Annotated in this window: 18 protein-coding genes; 15 read left to right on the forward strand and 3 right to left on the reverse strand. The window is 70.6% G+C overall.

The window, feature by feature from the left end; translation table 11 throughout:
* The 3 genes from ACG04Q_RS00705 to ACG04Q_RS00715 all read right to left on the reverse strand — a co-directional run bounded on the left by ACG04Q_RS00705 (position 1) and on the right by ACG04Q_RS00715 (position 4,420).
* Entirely contained in the window at positions 1 to 906 is a 906-nt protein-coding gene (locus ACG04Q_RS00705; RefSeq protein ID WP_394508866.1) for a 2-dehydro-3-deoxygalactonokinase, read from the reverse strand.
* On the reverse strand, positions 906 to 2,054 hold the full coding sequence (gene dgoD / locus ACG04Q_RS00710; protein WP_394508867.1) for a galactonate dehydratase: 1,149 nt from the start codon (positions 2,052 to 2,054) through the stop codon (positions 906 to 908). Before dgoD ends, ACG04Q_RS00705 begins: the two co-directional genes overlap by 1 nt.
* A gap of 485 nt (positions 2,055 to 2,539) precedes the next feature.
* Complete coding sequence (locus ACG04Q_RS00715; protein WP_394508868.1) at positions 2,540 to 4,420, reverse strand: S8 family serine peptidase; 1,881 nt, start codon at positions 4,418 to 4,420, stop codon at positions 2,540 to 2,542.
* Between the two features lie 122 nt (positions 4,421 to 4,542).
* Here ACG04Q_RS00715 and gspG point away from each other — a divergent pair, with 122 nt between their 5' ends.
* From gspG to ACG04Q_RS00790, 15 genes are all read left to right on the forward strand, one after another.
* Complete coding sequence (gene gspG / locus ACG04Q_RS00720; RefSeq protein WP_394508869.1) at positions 4,543 to 4,968, forward strand: type II secretion system major pseudopilin GspG; 426 nt, start codon at positions 4,543 to 4,545, stop codon at positions 4,966 to 4,968.
* Positions 4,965 to 6,161 (forward strand): type II secretion system F family protein, encoded by a 1,197-nt coding sequence (locus ACG04Q_RS00725; RefSeq protein WP_394508870.1) that lies wholly within the window; start codon positions 4,965 to 4,967, stop codon positions 6,159 to 6,161. Before gspG ends, ACG04Q_RS00725 begins: the two co-directional genes overlap by 4 nt.
* A 628-nt stretch (positions 6,162 to 6,789) precedes the next feature.
* The gene (locus ACG04Q_RS00730) at positions 6,790 to 8,328 is read left to right on the forward strand and encodes a GspE/PulE family protein (RefSeq protein ID WP_394508871.1); all 1,539 of its coding nucleotides are present in this window, start codon (positions 6,790 to 6,792) and stop codon (positions 8,326 to 8,328) included.
* Positions 8,309 to 9,373, forward strand: a complete 1,065-nt coding sequence (locus ACG04Q_RS00735) for a PilN domain-containing protein (RefSeq protein ID WP_394508872.1) — start codon at positions 8,309 to 8,311, stop codon at positions 9,371 to 9,373. The genes ACG04Q_RS00730 and ACG04Q_RS00735 overlap by 20 nt, the downstream gene beginning before the upstream one ends.
* Entirely contained in the window at positions 9,370 to 9,885 is a 516-nt protein-coding gene (locus ACG04Q_RS00740) for a hypothetical protein (protein WP_394508873.1), read from the forward strand. Before ACG04Q_RS00735 ends, ACG04Q_RS00740 begins: the two co-directional genes overlap by 4 nt.
* Before the next feature lie 133 nt (positions 9,886 to 10,018).
* Positions 10,019 to 10,543 (forward strand): hypothetical protein, encoded by a 525-nt coding sequence (locus ACG04Q_RS00745; protein ID WP_394508874.1) that lies wholly within the window; start codon positions 10,019 to 10,021, stop codon positions 10,541 to 10,543.
* Positions 10,540 to 12,687 carry a secretin N-terminal domain-containing protein gene (locus tag ACG04Q_RS00750; RefSeq protein WP_394508875.1) on the forward strand — a complete coding sequence of 716 codons (2,148 nt, stop codon included), beginning with the start codon at positions 10,540 to 10,542 and terminating at the stop codon, positions 12,685 to 12,687. Before ACG04Q_RS00745 ends, ACG04Q_RS00750 begins: the two co-directional genes overlap by 4 nt.
* Positions 12,671 to 13,150: a type II secretion system protein gene (locus tag ACG04Q_RS00755; RefSeq protein WP_394508876.1), complete on the forward strand. Its 480-nt coding sequence runs from the start codon at positions 12,671 to 12,673 to the stop codon at positions 13,148 to 13,150. Before ACG04Q_RS00750 ends, ACG04Q_RS00755 begins: the two co-directional genes overlap by 17 nt.
* Positions 13,150 to 13,527: a type II secretion system protein gene (locus tag ACG04Q_RS00760; RefSeq protein WP_394508877.1), complete on the forward strand. Its 378-nt coding sequence runs from the start codon at positions 13,150 to 13,152 to the stop codon at positions 13,525 to 13,527. The genes ACG04Q_RS00755 and ACG04Q_RS00760 overlap by 1 nt, the downstream gene beginning before the upstream one ends.
* Positions 13,514 to 14,026, forward strand: a complete 513-nt coding sequence (locus ACG04Q_RS00765) for a type II secretion system protein (protein ID WP_394508878.1) — start codon at positions 13,514 to 13,516, stop codon at positions 14,024 to 14,026. The genes ACG04Q_RS00760 and ACG04Q_RS00765 overlap by 14 nt, the downstream gene beginning before the upstream one ends.
* Positions 14,027 to 14,157: 131 nt before the next feature.
* Complete coding sequence (locus tag ACG04Q_RS00770) at positions 14,158 to 15,012, forward strand: response regulator transcription factor (protein WP_394508879.1); 855 nt, start codon at positions 14,158 to 14,160, stop codon at positions 15,010 to 15,012.
* Positions 15,013 to 15,306: 294 nt separating this feature from the next.
* Complete coding sequence (locus ACG04Q_RS00775) at positions 15,307 to 16,038, forward strand: PEP-CTERM sorting domain-containing protein (RefSeq protein ID WP_394508880.1); 732 nt, start codon at positions 15,307 to 15,309, stop codon at positions 16,036 to 16,038.
* Positions 16,039 to 16,169: 131 nt separating this feature from the next.
* Positions 16,170 to 17,612, forward strand: coding sequence for a hypothetical protein (locus ACG04Q_RS00780; protein WP_394508881.1), 1,443 nt, complete (start codon positions 16,170 to 16,172; stop codon positions 17,610 to 17,612).
* A 179-nt stretch (positions 17,613 to 17,791) separates the two neighbouring features.
* On the forward strand, positions 17,792 to 18,913 hold the full coding sequence (locus ACG04Q_RS00785) for a PEP-CTERM sorting domain-containing protein (protein ID WP_394508882.1): 1,122 nt from the start codon (positions 17,792 to 17,794) through the stop codon (positions 18,911 to 18,913).
* A gap of 61 nt (positions 18,914 to 18,974) precedes the next feature.
* On the forward strand, positions 18,975 to 20,624 hold the full coding sequence (locus tag ACG04Q_RS00790) for a ShlB/FhaC/HecB family hemolysin secretion/activation protein (RefSeq protein WP_394508883.1): 1,650 nt from the start codon (positions 18,975 to 18,977) through the stop codon (positions 20,622 to 20,624).

Genomic DNA, 20,624 nt, shown 5'->3' on the forward strand with positions numbered 1-20,624 from the left:
TCAGATCAGACTCGTCGTTTGCGCCAGCGCCCACAGGCCGGCCGGCGCGGTGTTGTCCAGCAGCAGCGGCGCGGGCTGGCCCAGGTGCGTCAGCGCCAGCGCGTAGCGGGCGCACAGCGCGGGGTCGCCGATGAGCGCCACGCGGGGCACATCGCCCTTCAGCTCGCTCGCCAGCTCGTGGCCGATCAGCAGGCCGGACAGGTAGTCGGGCAGCTGCTCGGCAGACAGCTGCTTGAACAGGCCCAGCGTGCGCACGGCGAACAGCTGGTGGCCGAGACCGCCGTCTTCCTTCGCGGCTTCCACGCCCTTCAGGAAGGCCTCGGGCGACGCCGGCGAGCTGCCGTCGGCCGGCATCAGGCGGTTCAGCACCGAGTGCTGGCGCAGCAGCGCGAACAGCTCGCCGGTCATGTGCGTGGCAAAGCCCGTCACGCGGCCGGCCTTCACGCGCGCCCACTTGGAATGCGTGCCGGGCAGCACGAGGCAGGCTTCTTCAGCCAGCTCGGGATGCAGCGCCAGCGCGCCGACGATCTGCGTCTCCTCGCCGCGCATCACGTCGGGCTGCGCCGCGTCGTCGACGAGGCCGGGCACGATGCCGAGCTGGTCATCCAGCGTCAGCAGTTGCGCCGCCAGCGCCGCCGCGTCGGCCGGGCAGCGCACATAGGGCGCCTCGCGCCAGCCGTACTGGCTGCCCACCATGCCGCAGGCCAGCAGCTTCAGCGCCGGGTGCTCGGCGCGCCAGTCGCCCACCAGCGCGGCCAGCGCCGCGGCGTAGGCGTCGGCCCCTTTTAGCGTGGCTGCACCGTCGTTGGACTGGCGCGTCTGCAGCACTTCGCCGCCGTCGCCCAGCAGGAAGGCACGCAGCCGCGTGCTGCCCCAGTCGAGCGCAATGAGCTTGGCTGCGCTCATCACCATTCGGCGACGCTGCCGTCAGCGTGGCGCCAGACCGGATTGCGCCAGTCGGGCGGGTTCTTGCTGGCCTCGACAACGCGTTCCTCGTCGATCTCGACACCCAGGCCCGGCTTGCGCAGCGGGTTGATGAAGCCGTCCTCGATGCGGAAGTCGTCCTTGTTCTTCACGAAGTCCAGCAGCTCGGCACCCTTGTTGTAGTGGATGCCCATGCTCTGCTCCTGCAGCACGGCGTTGTGGGACACGAAGTCCACCGCCAGGCAGGACGCCAGCGCCACCGGGCCCAGCGGGCAGTGCGGCGCAAACGCCACGTCGTGCGCCTCGGCCATGCCGGCGATCTTGAAGCACTCGGTGATGCCGCCGGCGTGCGACAGGTCGGGCTGCACGATGGAGATGCCGCCGGCCTGGAACACGCGCTTGAAGTCGAAGCGCGAGAACATGCGCTCGCCGGCCGCCAGCGGAATGGCGGTCTGCTCGGCCAAGCGCGGGTAGTACTCGGCCTGCTCGGCCAGCACCGGCTCCTCGACGAACAGCGGGCGGTACGGCTCCAGCGCCTTCAGCAGCGGCTTGGCCATCGGCGCGGCCACGCGGCCGTGGAAGTCGATGCCGAACTCGATGTCATGGCCGAAGGCCGCGCGGATCTCGGCGATGCGGGCCACCGCCTCGTCCACCTTGCGCGCGCTGTCGACGATGCCGAGTTCCTCGGTGCCGTTCATCTTGAAGGTGTCGAAGCCGCCTTCGCGCAGGCGCTTGATGTCACGGATGATGTCCGCCGGGCGGTCGCCGCCGACCCAGGAGTACACCTTCATCTTGTCGCGCACCAGGCCGCCCAGCAGCTCGTAGACGGGCTGGTTCATGACCTTGCCCTTGATGTCCCACAGCGCCTGGTCGATGCCGGCGATGGCGCTCATCAGGATGGGGCCGCCGCGGTAGAAGCCCGCGCGGTACATGACCTGCCACAGGTCGTTGATGCGGGACGGGTCCTGGCCCACCAAATAGTCCGACAGCTCATGCACGGCCGCCTCGACAGTGCGGGCGCGGCCTTCGATGACCGGCTCCCCCCAGCCGACGACGCCTTCGTCGGTCTCGATCTTCAGGAACATCCACCGCGGCGGAACGCGGTAGGTCGTCAGCTTCGTGATTCGCATGAGCTCAGCAGTCGTTTCAAAAACGATGCAAAGCTTAGGAGGGGCAGCTAGTTCCTAAATATCGTTTCTTTCGCTTCACCTATACGCAGTTGACATAGGAGAGCAGGCGCACCCTGTTGTGACACCCATATTGCACCCCCAAAGATCTAGGGTTAACCCTTGACACCATAGTGCAAACCCTTAAACTGGCGCTGCATCATCAAAGCACAAAGGGAAAGAAATGGAACTGCTCTACGTCACGCTGGCCTTCTCGGTGGTTGCCCTGGTGGCCCAATTCGGCGACTTCCTGGCGCGCCGCGCCGCCGCCAACGCCATCGGCGCCTGAAGACAGCCGGGCGCCGCGATGGCGCCCGTCGGCCCGTGGACCGGGCCTGGGATGGCGACCGCCACCCTGAAGAACTGAACGGCCTGGGCACGGAGTGCGCACATCGCGCGCTTCGTGCCCAGGCCGTTTTGCATGGGCCGCACCGCGGCCCGGGCCGGGCTCAGTCCGGCCGGCGGCGCCGCAATGCCAGTGCGCCCACGGCCAGCCCGGCCAGCCAGACGGCGGAGGCCGCACCACCACCGCCACCAGAAGGCGCCGGTGCAGGCGATGGTGTGGGAGCCGGTGTCGGAGCGGGCGTGGGAGCCGGCGTCGGGGCCGGCGCGGGCGCCGGCGGCACCGGGATGGCGGTGTTGCCCTGCAGCGTGCCGCAGCGGCTCAGCGCCGCGCTCTGCAGGCCCAGCGTGCTGCGCGTGGGCGCCGTGTAGGTCGTCGGTGTCAGCGCGTACCTGACGGCCTCGGCCGCGTCCAGCAGGCCGGCGCCGCCGGTCGTCGCGTTCAGTGTGCAGCGCTGCGCCAGCACGGACGTGGCCGGGCAGTAGCCCAGCGCATAGGCCGTCACATGCGGGCGGGCACTGGCCTTCAGGCCGGTCTCGACCTGCGCCAGCGTCAGCGCCGGGTTGGCGGACCACATCAGCGCGGCCGCGCCCGCCACCTGCGGCGCGGCGAAGCTGGTGCCGCTGACGGCGCCATAGCCCGCCGTGGACGGGCCGGTGGTGCCGCTGTTGGTCGTCGACACGATGCCGGTGTCCGCCAGGTCGGCGTCGCAACTGGCGCCGTTGTTGGCGTCGCCACCGGGCGCGGACAGCTGCACCTGCGTGCCGTGGTTGGAGTAGATGGCCTTGAAGCCCTGGCGGTTGGTGGCAGCCACGGCGAACACCCCGGCGCAGTTGGCCGGCCGCGCGACGGCCTTGCCCTCGTTGCCCGCCGCGGCCACGATGAACACGCCCAGGTTGCGCAGCTCGGTGATCGCGTCGGCGTACAGCCGCGCGGCGGCGGCCACCTCGGGCTTGGCGTCGGTCAGGCTGCACGACGTGCCCTGCACGCTGGCGAAGCCGATGACCAGCACCTTGGCCGGGTTGGGGTTGGCCGGCACGCCGGACACCGCCAGGCCCGCGGCCCAGCGCATGCCGTCCACCATGTCGGCCACCGAGGCGCCGCACTTGCCCGACACGCGCACCGGCAGGATGCGTGCGTTCCAGTTGATGCCCGCCACGCCGTTGGCGTTGTTGGTCACGGCGCCCAGCTGCCCGGCCACCAGCGTGCCGTGCCAGCTGCTCTTGGGTCGCACCACGCAGCCGTCCCACAACGCCGTGTTGGCGTTGAACTCGGCCTGCGTCAGCGCGTCGCCGGGGTCGTTGGCGCCGGCGCTGCGGCCGGTGCCGCCGTTGTTCGCGTACTCGGGCTTGCTGACGAAGTTGTAGCCCGGCAGCAGGTTGGTGTTGAGGTCGGCGTGCGACGTGACGCCGGTGTCCAGCACGGCGATGACGGGCGCGGCCGAGCCCTTGGTCGTGTCCCAGGCCTTCGTGAAGTTGGCGGCGGCGGCGTTGCCGGTGTCGCTCTGGTCGTCCAGCCACCACTGCGCGTTGGCCGGGTCGGTGGCGCGGAACAGCGAGTCGCTGGGCACGGCTGCGCGCTGCTCGTGCAGGTCGGGCATGGCGTGGGCCAGGCGCTTGTCGGCGCGCAGGCGGGCCAGCCAGGCCGTGGCCTGCGGGCCGCTGGCCGGCGCCTGCACGCGCCACCAGCCGGAGCCCAGCGGGCGGTCGGCCGCCAGCGGCAGGCCGGTGTCGGCCAGCACGCGGGCCAGCTCGGCCTGCTGCTGCGCCTCGCCGCGGCCGGCATCGGCCAGCTTGACGATCAGCGTCGTCGTCGCGGCGGCCGCCTGGGCGGAGGCCATCACCGGCTGCACGCGCGCCGCGAGGCCGATGGCCGACACGACGACGCCGGCCACCGTGGCTGCGGCGACGAACTGGTTGAGACGGAACGCCCGCGTCATCGGCTGCGACGGGCGGGGCGGCGGGGTCAGGGCAGGCAGGGTCTTCATCGAGCCGAGACGGTAGTGAGCTGCGGTGAAGGGGCCATGACATGAACCCGAAGGACCACGCCGACCGTCATGCCGCCGTCATTCATGTCGCGGTCATTGCGGCTTCCTAAGCTGCGCGGCCCATGACCTCACCTGCCCGCCCCCTTCGCCGCCACGGCTTCACGCTGCTGGAACTGCTCGTCGTCATGGTCATCATCGGCCTGCTGGCGGGCTACGTCGGCCCGAAGTTCTTCGGCCAGATCGGCAAGAGCGAGGTCAAGGCGGCGCGCGCGCAGATCGATGCGCTGCAGAAGTCGCTGGACCAGTACCGGCTGGACGTCGGCCGCTACCCGAGCACCGAGCAGGGCCTGGCGGTGCTGGTGAGCAAGCCCGCCGACGAGCCCAGGTGGGCCGGGCCGTATCTCGCCAAGGCGCTGCCCAAGGACCCCTGGGGCCATGACTACCAGTACCGTGCCCCCGGCGAGCATGGCGAGTACGACCTGCTGTCGTTCGGCAAGGACGGCCGCGCCGGCGGCGAGGGCGAAGACGCGGACCTGACGTCCTGGTGAGCACCGTGAACGAGTTCGACGTCCGCTACCTCGACGCGCAGCGCCAGCCGGCGCAGGCGCGCGTGCGGGCGGCGGACGCGGGCGGCGTGGCGGCGGCACTGGGCCTGTCGCCAGCGGCGCTGCTGGCGGTGGAGCCGGTGCAGCCCCCCGCACTGAAGGCCGCGCGCGGTGGCCGCTTCCCACGCCGGCAGTTCGCGCAGCAGCTGGCCGTGCTGCTGCGTGCCGGCATCCCGCTGCTGGAGGCGCTGCAGACGTTGCAGTCGCAGGACAACCCGCCCGCGGTCACGGCGGCGCTGGCCGGCGTCGTCGAACGCGTGCAGCTGGGCGAGTCGTTCTCCACCGCGTTGGCGTCGCAGCCGCAGGCCTTCGACGCGCTGTTCGTCGCCGTCGTGGAGGCCAGCGAGCGCAGCGGCCAGGTGGAGCAGGCGCTGGCCGAGCAGGCGAGCTACCTGGCTTGGGTGGAGCAGCTGCGCAGCAAGCTGGTGGCCGCGGCCATCTACCCGGCCATGCTGATCACGGCGGGCACGGTGGTGGTGCTGTTCCTGCTCGTGTTCGTGGTGCCGCGTTTTGCGGGCCTACTGGACGGCGTGGGCGGCGAGCTGCCGTTCGCATCGCGGCTGCTGATCGCCGTCGGCGCGTTCAGCGGTGCGCATCCGGTGGCGCTGCTGCTGATGGCAGCGGGGCTGGTCGCGCTGCCGGTGCTGGCCTGGCAGCGCGGGCTGAAGGAAGCGCTGCAGGCGCGGTTGTGGCGGCTGCCCTTGATCGGCCCCAAGCTGCACCTGCTGGCGCTGGCGCAGTTGTACCGGTGCCTCGCGATGCTGCTGCTGGCGGGCGTGCCCATCGTGCCGGCGCTGGTGAACGCACGCGGCGTGGCGGCGTCGCACCTGCGCGCGGCGCTGGACCGCGCGACCGAGGCCGTGCGGCTGGGCGAGCGGCTGTCGGCCTGCCTGCAGCGCGAAGGGCTGGCGACGCCGGTATCGCTGCGCATGCTGAAGGTGGGCGAGCACAGCGGCGAGCTGGGGGCGATGCTGGCGCAGGCGGCAGGGTTCTACGACGAGGAGCTGTCGCGGTTGTCGGAGCTGGTGACGCGGCTGGTCAACCCGGTGTTGATGCTGTTGATGGGGCTGGTGATCGGCACGGTGGTGGTGCTGATGTACCTGCCGATCTTTCAGTTGGTGGAGCAGGTGCAGTGATGAAGGCTTCGCGCTGCTTCGGGTTGGTGGCCAGTGACGTGCCGGGAGTTCGCCCCGGCGGGCGACCTACTTTCTTGCACGCGCAAGAAAGTAGGCAAAGAAAGCGCCCCTGCAAAACCGCCCACCCTTCGGGCGGGTTCCCTGCGATGCTCGAAGCCCAGGGCCGCGCCGAACTCACTTCGCTACGCTCCGTTCAAACAGGCGGCGCGAAGTCAGTCCTTGATGCGCGCTGCGCGCGCGCCCTGGGCTTCTGCGCTTCTCGGCGGTTTAGAAGGGGAGACCCCGAACAGCCAACAGCCCAACAGCCCAATGCCAAGCCCGACAGCCGGCTGGCGCCGGCTGTTCTTCACTCCCCCTTGGAGCCCGCCGAGGAGCGCAGGGGCTTGAGGGCGTGCGCACAGCGCACTTCGTCGACTGACTCCGCGCAGCTGTCTGACCGGAGCGTAGCGAAGGGAGTTCTGCGCGGGGCCTCAAGGTCCGAGCACCGCAGGGCAGCCCGCTGCGAAGCAAAGGGCCGGGCGGATCGGGGGCGACTTTTTGCCTTCTTTTTGGTCGCTCAAAAAGAAGGTCGCCCGCCGGGGCGACGTCCCGGCATGGGCCTTCCCAACAAGCAGGTGCGGCCATCCACATGAACGCCATCCTGCAACCAACACCTGACCCGCTGGCCGCCCTCCCCGCGTCCGACGCCCCCTGGACGCTCACGTTCGCCCCCTGGCCCCACGCCGACGCCCAGCGCTGGCGCGCGGTGATGGCCACCTCGGCGAACGGCCGCTTCGCGCTGCTGGCCGACCGCCCGCTGGAGCCGCTGCTGCGGCTGCGCATCGAGCAGCGCCTGAAGAAGCCCGTGCTCTGGTGGCCCTGTGAACCCGCCGACATCGACGTGCTGCTGGCCAGCGGCGAGGCCGACTACCGCGCCCTCGGTGAACTCACCGAGCACTTCGCCCACAGCACAGAGGCAGACACCGCACAGGAACTCTCCGCCCTCCATCTCGCCGAACAGGCCAGCCCCGTCGTGCGCCTGCTGGACGCGACGCTCTACGACGCGCTGCAGGACGGCGCCAGCGACATCCACTTCGAGTGCCAGCTGCGCGGCATGAAGATCCGCAGCCGCGTCGACGGCGTCATGCTGGACGTCAAAAGCATCGACGGCGTGCAGGCCGCCGAGCAACTCGTGTCGCGCCTGAAGGTCATGGCGGAGCTCGACATCGGCGAACGCCGCCTGCCGCAGGACGGCCGCTTCAAGCTGCGCGTGCAGGGCCGCGAGGTGGACTTCCGGCTGTCCATCATGCCCAGCGTGTTCGGTGAGGACGCCGTCATCCGCGTGCTGGACCGCGCGCAGGTGGAGGCGCAGGGCGCGCTGACGCTGGACGCGCTGGGCTTCGAGCCCGAGGCGCGCGCGCAGATCCGTGCGCTGGCGAAGCAGCCGCACGGCCTGCTGCTCGTCACCGGCCCCACCGGCTCGGGCAAGACGACGACGCTGTACGCCGCGATCAGCGAGGTCAACACCGGCCGCGACAAGATCATCACCATCGAAGACCCGGTGGAGTACCAGCTGCCCGGCGTCGTGCAGATCCCCGTCAACGAAAAGAAGGGGCTGACGTTCGCGCGCGGCCTGCGCTCGGTGCTGCGGCACGACCCCGACCGCGTCATGGTGGGCGAGATCCGCGACGCCGAGACGGCGCAGATCGCCGTGCAGGCCGCGTTGACCGGCCACCTCGTCTTCAGCACCGTGCACGCGAACAACGCGTTCGACGTGGTGGGCCGCTTCATGCACATGGGGCTGGACCTCTACAACGTCGTCTCGGCGCTGAACGGCGTGCTGGCGCAGCGGCTGATGCGCATCAACTGCACGCACTGCCGCGCGCCGCTGCCCGCCACGACTGCGCAGCTGCGCGAGCTGGGCCTGCCGGAGGACGCGCGGCTGCTGCACGGCACCGGCTGCAGCCACTGCCGCGGCACGGGCTACCGCGGCCGGCGCGCGGTCAGCGAGCTGCTGTGGCTGGACGACGAGCTGCGCGACCTCATCGCCAGCCGCGCGCCGCTGGGCCGCATCAAGGAGATGGCGCGCGGGCGCGGCATGCGCTCGCTGCGCGACGCGGCCGTGGCGCTGGTGCTGCGCGGCGAGTCCACGCTGGAGGAACTGGACCGTGTCACGCTCGCGGACTGAACGCCTCCTGCTCACCGCCGACGGCGCGGTCGACGCCCAGGGCAAGACCTGGCCCGACTTTGCCGCCTGGTGTGCCGCCCACCCCGGCGCACGCGTGGCGCTGCTGGCCGGGCCGGATCGCACGCACAGCCTGCGCGTGCCCGACGACCTGCCGCTGGCCGATGACGCCGCGCGGCAGGGCTACGCGCGGCTGCAGTTCACGCACTACTTCGGCCCCGCGGCGCAGCAGTGGCCGCTGGCCGCGTGGCCGCAAGGTGTATGCGCGCTGGCCGACGGCGACCTTGCCGCGTTGCAGACGACGGCGGCAGCCCACCGCGTGCGCCTCACGTCGCTGCGGCCGAGCTGGGCGCTGGTGCCGGCCGACGACGGCGACACCGCGCTGCTCGAAGGCAGCCTGCTGACCTGGCTGCGCCGCCGCGACGGCCGACTCGTGGAGCTGCAGCAGCGCCACGCCGACGACGAGCTGCTGCAGCAGCTGCAGGGCACGCGCGTCTTGCGAGCCGACGCGCTGCTGGCCGGCGCCGGCAACGACGAGGCGCCTGATTTCATCGCGCAGCCGTCGCGCGCGCGGCCGCTGATCTGGGCCTGGGCGGCGACGGCGGCGGCCGCCTGCGCGCTGGTGGCGCTGCAGGCGCAAAGCCAGCACGATGAAGCGCTGCGCCTGCAGGAACAGGCCGCCGTGCTGGACCGCCTCGCCCGCCCGGCCGTCGCGACCAAGGCCAGGCCCCCCAACCCGGCCGCGCGCAGCCGCGCGTGGGCCACGGCGCAGCAGCTCGGCACCGACTGGGCCGCGCTGTGGAGCGACGTGGAACGCGCACTGCCACCGGGCCTGCAGCTCGCCGCGCTGGACCTGGACCGCAGCGCACTGCGCCTGGAAGGCCAGGCCGCCGAGCCCGACGCGGTGACCCGCCTCGTCGACCGCCTCGCCATGACGGCCGCGCCGGGCGAGGACGTGGTGCTGACGCGCCTGCAGCGGCCCGAGGCGGCCGCTGATGCGGGCGGGCTGCGCTTCGAGGTGCAGCGCCGCAGCGGGGCCGCGCGATGAAGCGCTGGATCGCCCAGGCCCGCCGCCTCGGCTGGCCCGCTGCGCTGGCCACGCTGCTGACACTGGCCGCCATCATCGGCGCCGCGTGGCTGCCGCGCGAGCAGGCCGCGCTGGATGCGCAGCGCCAGGCCCTCGCCTCGCGCCGAGCCGCGCTGGCCAAGGCGCCCAAAGCCACAGCGGCGAGGGACGACGGCAGCGCGCTGGCCGCCAGCCTGCCGCCCGACAGCGCCCGCCAGGCCCGCACCGCCGCGCTGCTGGCGTTGGCCGGCGAGCTGGGCCTGCCGTGGCCGCGCAGCGAGTTCCGCTACCAGGCCGACCGCGAGCTGGGCCTGGCGCAGTACCGCGTGGCGATGCAGCTCAGCGGCCGCTACGGCGCGCTGCGCGACTTCGTCGCCGAAGCGCTGCGGCGCGACCCGGCCCTGGCGCTGGAGGGCGTGCGGCTGCGGCGCGAGGCCAACGGCACGCTGAAGGCCGAGCTGGCATGGGTGCTGCACATGCAGGTCGCGAAATGACGCCCCCGGCCCAAGGACTACCTTGGTCCGCCCCCCGCGGGGGCGGCGATGCTTGCGGCATTGAGCCGCAAGCACATCGCCATGACGGGCCGGCTTGGGAGCGGCCCGGCGCTCGGCCCGCGGAGGGCAGCCAATGAAGAAACCTGCGCCCCGTCAACTCGCGCTGTTCGGCGCCCTGGGCCTGAGCCTCGCGGCGACGGCCTGGGTGTCGCGCGACGACGCCGCTGCCGAGCCCGTCGTCGCCACACCGCGCCGCACGGTTGCTGCCACCACCGCACAGCCAACCGACTGGCCCGGCCCCGCCGCCAGCGAACGCGCGGCATGGCCCGCGCTCGACGCGCAAGCCCGTGCCGCCTGGGGCGAGGCCGCGCCCGTTGCTGCCGCGCCGGCGCCGCCCCCCGCGGTAGCGGCGCCGGCGGACGAACCGCCCCCACCGCCCAGCGCGCCGCCGTTCCCGTACCAGCTCGTCGGTCGCCTGACCGACGGCGCATCCCGCGCCGTGCTGAACAACGCGCAGCGCAGCGCCGTCGTCGGCGCGGGCGAGGTGGTGGACGGCCAGTGGCGCGTCGAGGCCGTCGAGCCCGCGGGCCTGCGCCTGATCTATCTGCCGCTGGGCCTGCCCCAGTTCGTCCCCTTTGCCAGCTCGCCTTCCGCATGAGTCGCCTTCTCATCGTCACCCTCGCCCTGCTGCTGAGCGCCTGCGCCACCCACCCCGCGCTGCGCGAGGCCGACACGCTGGCCCGCCGCGGCGAGCACGAGGGCGCGTGGCGGCTGCTGCGTGATGCGACCGCCACTGCGCCGCAGGACCACGAGCTGCGCGCCGCGCTGCAGCGCCAGCGCGAGCTGAGCCTGCTGGCGCTGGCCACGCAGGCCGAGATCGCCCGCGGCAGCGGCCAGCTGGACGCCGCGGCCGAGTTGCTGCAGCGCATGGAGGCCGTCGACGCGCAGGCGCCGCGCACCCGCGCGCTGGCCGCCGCGCTGCGCCGCGCGCGCGACCATCAAGTGCGCCTGGCCCAGGCCGCGCGCCAGCTGCAGGCCGGCCAGCTGGACGCCGCACGCGACGCCGTGACCCGCGTGCTGGCCGAGGACGCCGGCCAGCCGCAGGCGTTGGCCCTGCAGCAGAAGCTGCGCCAGCGCTACGCACCGCCGCCGGTGCCGTCCGCGCTCGCGGCGGCCTACCAGAAGCCGGTGAGCCTGGAGTTTCGCGACGCGCCGCTGCGCACCGTGTTCGAGGCGCTGGGCCGCGGCGCGGGCGTGAACTTCGTGTTCGACAAGGACGTGAAGGGCGACGCGCGCGTCAGCATCTACCTGAAGGACGTCAGCGTCGACGAGGCGATGCGCGTCGTGCTCAGCACACAGCAGCTGGAGCGCAAGCTGCTGAACGACAACTCGGTGCTGATCTACCCCAACACGCCGCAAAAACAGCGCGAGCACCAGGAGCTGGTGACGCGCAGCTTCTACCTGAACAACGCCGACGTGAAGCAGGCGCAGGCGCTGGTGCGCATGATGGCCAAGACGCGCGACCTGTTCGTCGACGAGCGGCTGAACCTGCTGGTGGCGCGCGACACGCCCGAGGTCATCGCGATGGTGGAGCAGCTCGTGGCCAGCCTGGACCTGCCCGAGCCGGAAGTGATGCTGGACGTGGAGGTGCTGGAGCTGGCCAGCGACCGCAGTGCCGAGGCCGGCCTGAACTGGGCCACCGATGCCACCTACGGCGCCACCGACACCGCCGCCGCGCTGGTGCCCTGGGCATCGCGCGGCAGCTTCCGCACGCTGGTGGCCAACCCGGTCGTCGCGGCGCGGCTGAAGGGCGGGTCGGGCGCCAGCAACCTGCTGGCCAACCCCAAGCTGCGCGCGCGCAACAAGGAGAAGGCCAAGATCCAGATCGGCGACAAGGTGCCCGTCTTCACCACCACGTCCACCGCCAACGTCGGCGTGTCCACCGCGGTGACGTATCTCGACGTCGGCATCAAGCTGGAGGTGGAGCCCAGCGTGCAGCTGGACAACGAGGTCATCATGAAGGTGAACCTGGAGGTCAGCAGCCTGGGGCCGAAGGAAAGCTCAGGCGGCACGCAGCCCACCAGCGCCTACCGCATCGGCACGCGCAACGCGTCCACGTCGCTGCGGCTGCGCGACGGCGAGACGCAGGTGCTGGGCGGCCTCATCAACGACGAGGATCGCAAGGGCATCAGCGGCATCCCCTACGTGTCGGAGACGCCGCTGCTGGGCCGCCTGTTCGGCGTGCACACGGACAGCCGCAAGAAGACCGAGGTGGTGCTGCTGATCACGCCGCATGTGCTGCGCAACGTCAGCCTGCCGGATGCGAGCCAGACGCTGTTCCACTCCGGCGTCGACGCCAGCCCCGGCGCCGAAGGCGTGCGGCTGCGCTCGCGCGGCAGCGTGGCGGCGCCGCTGGCCGGCGAGTCCCTGAGCGCTGCCGCGCCCACGCCGGCGGCCCGCCCGGGCGAGGCCGTCGTGGAGCTGCAGACCAGCGGCAACACGGCCGTCGGCGAGACGCTGTCCGTGGGGCTGACGAACACGGCCGCGGTGCCGGTGTCGGGCACGCTGACCTACGACGTATCGCTGTTCACGCGCGCCGACGCCGGCGGCGCCGAGGCCAGCAGCGGCAGCGTGGACGTGCAGCTGGGGCCGCAGGCGCAGAAGGTCATCGTGCTGCGCGCGCGGCCGGGCGCGTCGGGGCAATCGGGCGTCATCGAGTTCGTGAACACGCGTGCGACCGGGCCCAAGGGGGAGTCGTTGACCGTGCGCGTTGAAGGTGAGCCGAATGTCGAGGTGCGCTGACCGCGGATTCACGCTGATCGAGATGCTGGCGGTGGTGACCATCGTCGGCATCCTGGCCGCGGCCGCGCAGCCGCTGGCCGTGTGGGTGCACAAGCGCCAGCGCGAGGCCGAGCTGCGCCACGCGCTGCGCACGCTGCGCGGCGGGCTGGACGCCTACTTCCAGGCCGCCCGCGACGGCCGCATCACGCTGAAGGCCGACGACAGCGGCTACCCGCCCGACCTGGACAGCCTCGTGCGCGGCGTGCCCGACGCGAAGGACCCGCAAGGCCGCCGGCGCCTCTACTTCCTGCGCAGCCTGCCGCGCGACCCGCTGGCCGACGCCAGCCTGCCCGCAGCGCAGACCTGGGCGCTGCGCAGCTACGACAGCCCGCCCGAATCCCCCGCGCCGGGCCGCGATGTGTTCGACGTGCATTCACGTGCCGAGGGCATGGCGATCGATGGCAGCCGGTACAAGGACTGGTGATGAAGTCGCGCGGCTTCACGCTCATCGAGCTCATCGTCGTCATGGCCATCGTCGCGCTGCTGGCCGGCATCACCGCGCCGCGCTACTTCGCCTCGGTGGACCGCGCCAAGGCGAACACGCTGCGCTCGTCGCTGGCCATCATGCGCGACGCACTCGACAAGTACGCCGCCGACAAGGGCCGCTACCCCGACACGCTGGCCCAGCTGGTGCAGGACCGCTACCTGCGCCAGCTGCCCGAAGACCCGCTGACCGGCAGCGCGCAGAGCTGGGTCACGCTGCCCCCGCCCGCCGGCACCGACCTGGCTGGCCAGGTGGCCGACGTGCGCAGCGGTGCCGCCGGCCGTGCGCCGGACGGGAGCCTGTATGCCGACTGGTGACGCGGCGCCCGGCCAACGCCAGCGCGGCTTCACCTACCTCTGGCTGCTGTTCGCGCTGGCGCTGGGCGGCGTGGCGCTGGCAGCGCTCGGTGAGCAGGAGACGACTCGCCAGCAGCGCGAGCGCGAGGCCGAGCTGCGTTTTCGCGGCGAGGCCATCGCCGCCGCGCTGGGCCGCTACGCGCAGACGACGCCGCTGGGCCACCTGCCGCTGCCGCAGCGGCTGGACGAGCTGCTGGCCGACCGCCGCTTCCTCAGGCCGCAGCGCCACCTGCGCCAGCTCTACGACGACCCGTTCACCGGCCGCCCCGACTGGGAGCCGGTGCTGGGCCAGGCGGCCATGGCCGTGGAGCCCGGCGCCAGCGCGCCCGTGGGCAGCGGCATCGTCGGCGTGCGCAGCCGCTCGTCGCGCCGGCTGTTCGCCACGGCTGGCGGGCGGGCCACGGCACACGACTGGGTGTTCACCGCGCCGGCCACGGCCCCATCGACACCCCCTGAATGAGCCGTTCGGCCCATGACCTGACCAAGCCTTCAACGGCCGGTCACGCGCGCTTCCTAGAGTTTCCGCCTTGTGAGTCCGTTGCGAAGTTTTGTGACGCGCCATCCCGCCCCCTGAGACGCTCACCGCTGCCCATGCATACCAACGACAACCCGGCCGCCTCGACTCCTCCCGCCGGCGACATCCACGACCCCGCCGAGGCCATCGTGCGCGCGGCCGAGTCCGCGCTGACGGTGCGCCGCCGCTACCAGTTCTTCGTCTGGACGCAGAGCTACCTGAGCCGCCTCCTCCCGCACCAGCTGGCCGTCTGCGGCGCCTACGACCGCGCGTCGCGCGAGCTGGTGTTCGACGTCTTCAACAGCGTCAGCCTGGAGCCCGTGCTGATGGACGCGCTGGGCGATGCACGCAGCCTGCTGATGCAGCACTGGCAAGCCTGCTGGCTTGAGGCGCGCGGCAAGCCCGCCGTGCTGCAGACGGCTGATCTGGCCTTCGCCTCGCTGGGCACCGTGCGCGACGCGCTGCTGGCCGCGCAGTTCCGGACCGTGCTGGTGCACGGCGTGTCGCGCCCGCAGCGGCCGCAGGAGATCGAGAGCTTCTTTGTCTTCGCCGCGCAGGACGACACCGCGCTGGCTGCGCTGGCTGGCCGGCTGGAGCTGCTGCTGCCGCACATCCACGGCGCCTGGCAGCGCGTGCAGGCGGTGGAGCGCGACGTCGTCGGCATCAGCGCGCCGCAGCCCACGCCCATCCGTGTCGGCGGCGTCACACAGCGCGAACGCGAGATCCTGGGCTGGCTGCGCGAGGGCAAGAGCAACCAGCAGATCGCCGACGAGCTGGGCATCAGCGCGCTGACCGTGAAGAACCACGTGCAGAAGATCCTGCGCAAGCTGGGCGCCGCCAACCGCGCCCAGGCCGTGGCGCAGGCGATGACGCTGCAGCTGCTGGACCGCACGCCCGCCGCGCCGCTGCCCCGCTCCCGCGCCATGCCGTGACGGCATGCGCAATGAGCCGAACGGCGCGCATCCGAACGGCTCAGGGGGTTTGCACGTAGTCCATACGGACTGCGAACGAAATCACGGCCTGGATGCGCATGTCACCGTCGCACCGAAGAATGCCGGTTGAAACGATCTAGTCGGATCACTGCTCTTTGAACGCGGGTCTACCGACCCAGGCGCCCAAGGCCACCGCCGATTGCACGACGCGATCCAGGGGAGGCAGCCAGGCGTGACGGCATCCGGCCATCCCGGCCAGGTGTCCAAACACCACTGTCTACGGAGAAACATTCCATGAAGTTCAAGACCATCGCTCTGGCCGCTCTGGCTGCCGTTGCTGCTCCCTCGTTCGCTGCCGTGCAAGTCGGCGGCGAAATCGGCGACGCCGAGTACGTCTTCGTCGCCACCAACAGCGCCGGCTCCTACTTCCAGGATCTGGGTGCCACCACCGGCTTCATCGCCGGCAACTACGGCAAGACCTTCACGCAGTCCGTCGCTGGCGCCGAGTGGAACAAGTTCCTGGCCTTCGGTGGCACGAACACGACGTGGGCCATCATTGCTGCCCAGCCCCTGGGTGACGGCTTCAACCCGGGCGAAATCAACGCCTGGACGACCCGCAATGTGAACCAGGCTCTGGGCACCATCCAGAACAGCCAGTCCAACGACGGCACCAGCAACCTGGCCGTTTCGTTCCTGACTGCTGACGCCAAGTCCAGCCCCAAGGTCGCCGACAACCGTCTTGCCTCCGCCTTTGGCACGTCCGCCTATTTCGACAACGGCACGCTGTCGTTCAACGGCTTCTTCAACGCCCGCAACGCCGTCGGCACTCAAGCCAGCATGGTCTACCTGACCCCGTCGAACGAAGTGAGCGACCTGCCCTCGCTGTTCACCGTGCTGAACAGCACCGCCTCCTTCAACGGTTCCACCGTGACCATCACGACCGCCGTGCCGGAACCCAGCACCTACGCGATGCTGTTCGCCGGTCTGGCTGCCGTGGGCTTCATGGCCCGTCGCCGCAAGGCCTAAGGCCTGAAAGCTCCGTCGGGCGCGACGCCGTCGCAGCCCGACACCGCCCCCCAACACCGCCGTCCGACCACCCCCACGATGGGGCTGGCCGGGCGGAGCGCTGCCCGACAGCCTCTTCCGAAAGCATCATCATGAAGCTCCGTTCCTCCCTGATCGCCCTGGCGTGCCTGGCCTCCTTCGGCGCCGCCCACGCCCTCACGCCCGCCGAGATCGTCGCCGCCCGTGCCGACGGTTCGCTGAAGGAAGTCCGCCTGACCGGCGCCTCCGCGCTGCGCCTTCTGGTCGGCGCGTACATCCAGGCCGACCTGGCCCAGCCGAGCACGTTCGACGTGTTCTTCGACTCGGCCACCGGCGCCAACCACCGCGCCTACTCGTTCAAGACCAAGGTCGCCATCGGCACCTGGCCCGTTGGCACGCCGGTGCTGGTCACCAAGCGTGATGCCGGCGGCTCGGCGCAAGGCGTGACGCCGCTGGTGAACGCCGACGCGACCCAGACCCACATGCTGGTTGACGCCAGCTGCACGACCGCGGCCGGCGGCGTGTCGCCCGCAACCGACATCCAGAAGGCTGGCTTCATTTGCGCCGGCACCGTGGCCGGTCTGGCTCACGCAGGCTTCTCCGACGTCGAACCGCCCCTGCTGCAAGCCATCGTTAATGGCGGTTCCGGCCTGGACACCTCCATCCTCGACGCTGCCGGCTTCGTGCAGAACATCTTCGCCATCGGCGTGAACAAGAAGCTGTACCTGGCGCTGCAGAAGGCTCAAGGCCTGGTGGCTGCCAACGCAACGGTCATCGACGAGTCGGCCGCTGCCCAGCCCAGCATCCCCAAGTCCTTCATCTCCGGCGCCCTGACCGGCCAGCTGCTGGGCAGCTCGGCGGCCAGCAAGAAGGGCTGGAACCTGCTGATCCCTGCAACGGTCGACAGCAACATCAACAACAAGCGCATCAACGTGTGCCGCCGCACCCCGGGCTCGGGCACACAAGCCGCTTCCAACCTGTACTTCGCCAACAACCCCTGCGGTGGCAACGCCAACCAGTACACGCCGACGGCCGGCACGACCAGCGCCACGCTGGCAGTCCTTGGTTCGCTGACCACGCTGCAGAACAGCAGCACGCAGAACGTCGAGAACTGCCTGGGCACTGTCGAAGCGCTGGCTGACAGCACCGGTGGCGGCTACGCCTTCGGCGTGCTGGGCCGCGAGAACAACCCGCTGGCCAATGGCGGCGACAAGGGCTATCGCTACGTCAAGCTGAGCGGCGCCACCCCGACCCGCGCCGGCCTGATCGCTGGCGAGTACGACTTCGCCGTCGAAGCCTCCATGCAATGGCCGAAGGCCGAAGCGACGAACGCTCCGTCCGCCGAAGTGCTGGCCCTGCTGACCAAGCTGCGCGCTGAACTGGGCAAGGCTTCGATCCTGCAAGGCCTGGACGCCGACCTGCAGAACGGCCTGGCCGCTCTGCCCTCGACGGTGACCGGCGCCTGGTCTGACCTGGATGCCACGACCAAGAGCTTCACCTCGCACACGAACCGCACCAGCGCCAACAGCTGCTCGTTCGTTCGCATGACCAAGTAATTTTCCAGAGTTTCTGAAGCGCGAGGGGATTCATCCCTTCGCGCACTCTCAACGCGAGTTGCCTTTGGCATGCAGGCAGTACGTCTCTTCGGCGTCGACCCGTATGCCAAAGGAAAGTCGCAAGTTCACGCACAGCAACCAACTGCGGCTCCGATATACACCATCGCCCGCCTCAGCAAATGAATAGCCATTTCACGTTCACCGCCCTCCGCGACAGCACCTTGCGACTGACCATCTCGGCGGCTCTTCTACTAGGCGCAGCACAAGCTCATTCAGCCATACGAGTCGGCGACTCCACAGCGGAAGGTGTCGCGGCAGGCAAAACGCCGGAGCTTGTGCTCATCATTTGGGATCCAGTCAAAGAGGTTTCCTACTTCAAAGACCTAGGTGTCAATGTCTACAAGGAAAACTACGCTTCTGGTACACCTGCGACCAATCTATATGTTTACGGTCAGCAAGATACGGGCTATCAGAAGTTGTTTGACCCGCTCAACACAGACCCGAACTTCACCAATTTCCTGACCAAGTCGACTGATAGAGCGAACCAGATTTGGGCCGTCATCGGCGTGTCGAACGACCCAGACGCGCCGGCCTTCGCAAATGGCACCTCGATCTTTTCCACGCTCAACGCAAACACAGCGACTGGCACGACCAATCCGGAGTACACACGGCTCATCAATTGGACCAGCGGAGATATGTCAAATGCTGGAGGCTCGCTCGCAGGTTCTATGGGTGAAATGAGCAGTCAAGCAGGAACTTGCGCCCAAATCTCCTGTTTTGAAGACTATGCAGCCAACACGTCATACGTCTTTGTCAAGGGCCAATTAGGGTATGCCGGTGGCGTGTTCTCGGCCGGAGGCGCCATCCTCGGCGGCTCGAGCAGCGCTCCGGGCATCTTCAATTCGGTGAATCGCTCGTCGTGGTTCTACACAATGACGGTCGCCAGCGAAGTTACCAACATCCCGATCCTCGTTGACGAATTCGACAATGGCATTCTTGGCAATGGCCACGATGCCTACTGGGGCCTCGGCGTCAACGCGCAAGGCGAGTACATCCTCAGCTACACGCTCGAAGCCTCGCTGACGCAGGCCCAGACCGTCCAGGGCCAGATGCTGCGCCTGCGCACCGACTTCGCCGCGCACTACGGCAACACGCGCCTCATCGGCGCGCCCGTGGGTGACACGCTGGACCTGAGCGGCGGCACCACGATCACGCCGGTGCCCGAGCCCTCCACCTGGGGCCTGATGGGCCTGGGCCTGGCCTTGCTCGCCGGCCGCGCACGACGCCAGAAGAACGCCTGAGGGCCGCGCGGCCGCGGCCGCTTTTCACGACCGTTTCACCCGCCCTCGGGACACTGAGTTCATGGACGCCGGATCGACGCGCGCCCCGTTGCGGGCGCGCTGTTTTTTGCTGATTGCCTTCGCCCTGGCGCTATTCGCCCAGGGCCTGCCGGCCTTCGCGCAAGCCGCGCTGCAGTTCGACATCCTCGAGTTCGAGATCGAAGGCAACACCCGGCTCAAGGCCACGCAGGTGGAGGCCGCCGTCATGCCCTTCATGGGCGAGAAGCGCGACATGGCCGCCATCGAGGGCGCCCGCGCCGCGCTGGAGAAGGCCTACCAGAACGCCGGCTACCTGACCGTGTTCGTCGACGTGCCCGAGCAGCGCATCGACGGCGGCGTGGTGCGGCTGGCCGTGCTGGAAGGCCGTGTCGACAAGCTCTACGTGACCGGCTCGCGCTATTTCGACCAGGGCCGCATCCGCGCCGTCGCCACCGAGCTGGCCGAGGGCACGGTGCCCAACTTCAACGTCGTGCAGCAGCAGGTCGCCGCGCTCAGCCAGACACCCGAACGCCGCGTGCAGCCAGTGCTGCGGCCGGGCCGCGAACCCGGCACCGTGGAGGCCGAGCTCAAGGTCACCGACAAGCTGCCGCTGGGCGGCAGCGTGGAAGTGAACAACGCGGCCGCCGCCGGCACCGAGGCGCTGCGCGCCGCCGTCAACCTGCACTACGACAACCTGTTCCAGCGCGACCACTCGCTGTCGCTGACCGCGCTGACCGCGCCCATGCGGCCCAGCCAGTCGCAGGTGCTGGTGCTGAACTACCTCGTGCCGCTCGGCGAAGGTGATTCGCTGAGCTTCAGCGCCGTCAACTCCAGCAGCGACATCGACAGCCTCGGCGGCACACGCGTGCTGGGCAAGGGCACGACGCTGGGGCTGCGCTACGGCGTCAACCGCGTCGGCGCCAACGCGGCCCACGGGCTGTCACTGGGCTTCGACCTGAAGGACCTGACCGAAGACGTGCAGACCAGCGCCGGCACCGTCGGCTCGCCGCTGCGCTACGCGCCGCTGCAGGCGGCCTACAACGGCAGCTGGTGGGGCGAGTGGGGCCAGCAGCAGCTCAGCGCCAGCGCCACCTTCGGCTTGCGCCCCGTGTGGCGGCAGACGCGCAACGACTGCCAGCTGGCCGACGGCAGCTTCGGCGTGGCCGACCAGTTCGCCTGCAAGCGCCGCGGCGCCGACGGCGGCTTCACGACGCTGAAGCTCGACTGGCGCGGCAGCACGCGCATGGGCCCCACCGAATGGGCGCTGCGCGTGGCCGGGCAGATCGCCAGCCAGCCGCTGGTCAGCGCCGAGCAGTTCGCCGTCGGCGGGGCCGACTCGGTGCGCGGCTATGCCGAGTCCGCCGCGTCGGCCGACTACGGCGTGCTGGCCTCGCTGGAGCTGCGCAGCCGCAACCTCGCACCGGCGCTGCTGAAGACGTTCGAAGGCGCCAACCTGCCGCCCTTCACCGAGCTGGTGGTGTTCGGCTTCGGCGACGTCGCCCGCGTGGCCCTCATCGAGCCCGAGCCCGGCCAGCCCCACCGCAGCACGCTGCTGGGCACCGGCGTGGGCGTGCGGCTGGGCATCCAGCCCGGCCTGAGCCTGGCGCTGGACTGGGCGCGCCGCCACCGCGATGTTGCGGGCCGCAGCCTGCCCACCGAGCGCGTGCACGTGCGCGCCGCCCTGCGTTTCTGA

The organism is Pelomonas lactea (assembly GCF_043555885.1).
Lineage (GTDB): Bacteria > Pseudomonadota > Gammaproteobacteria > Burkholderiales > Burkholderiaceae_C > Pelomonas > Pelomonas lactea.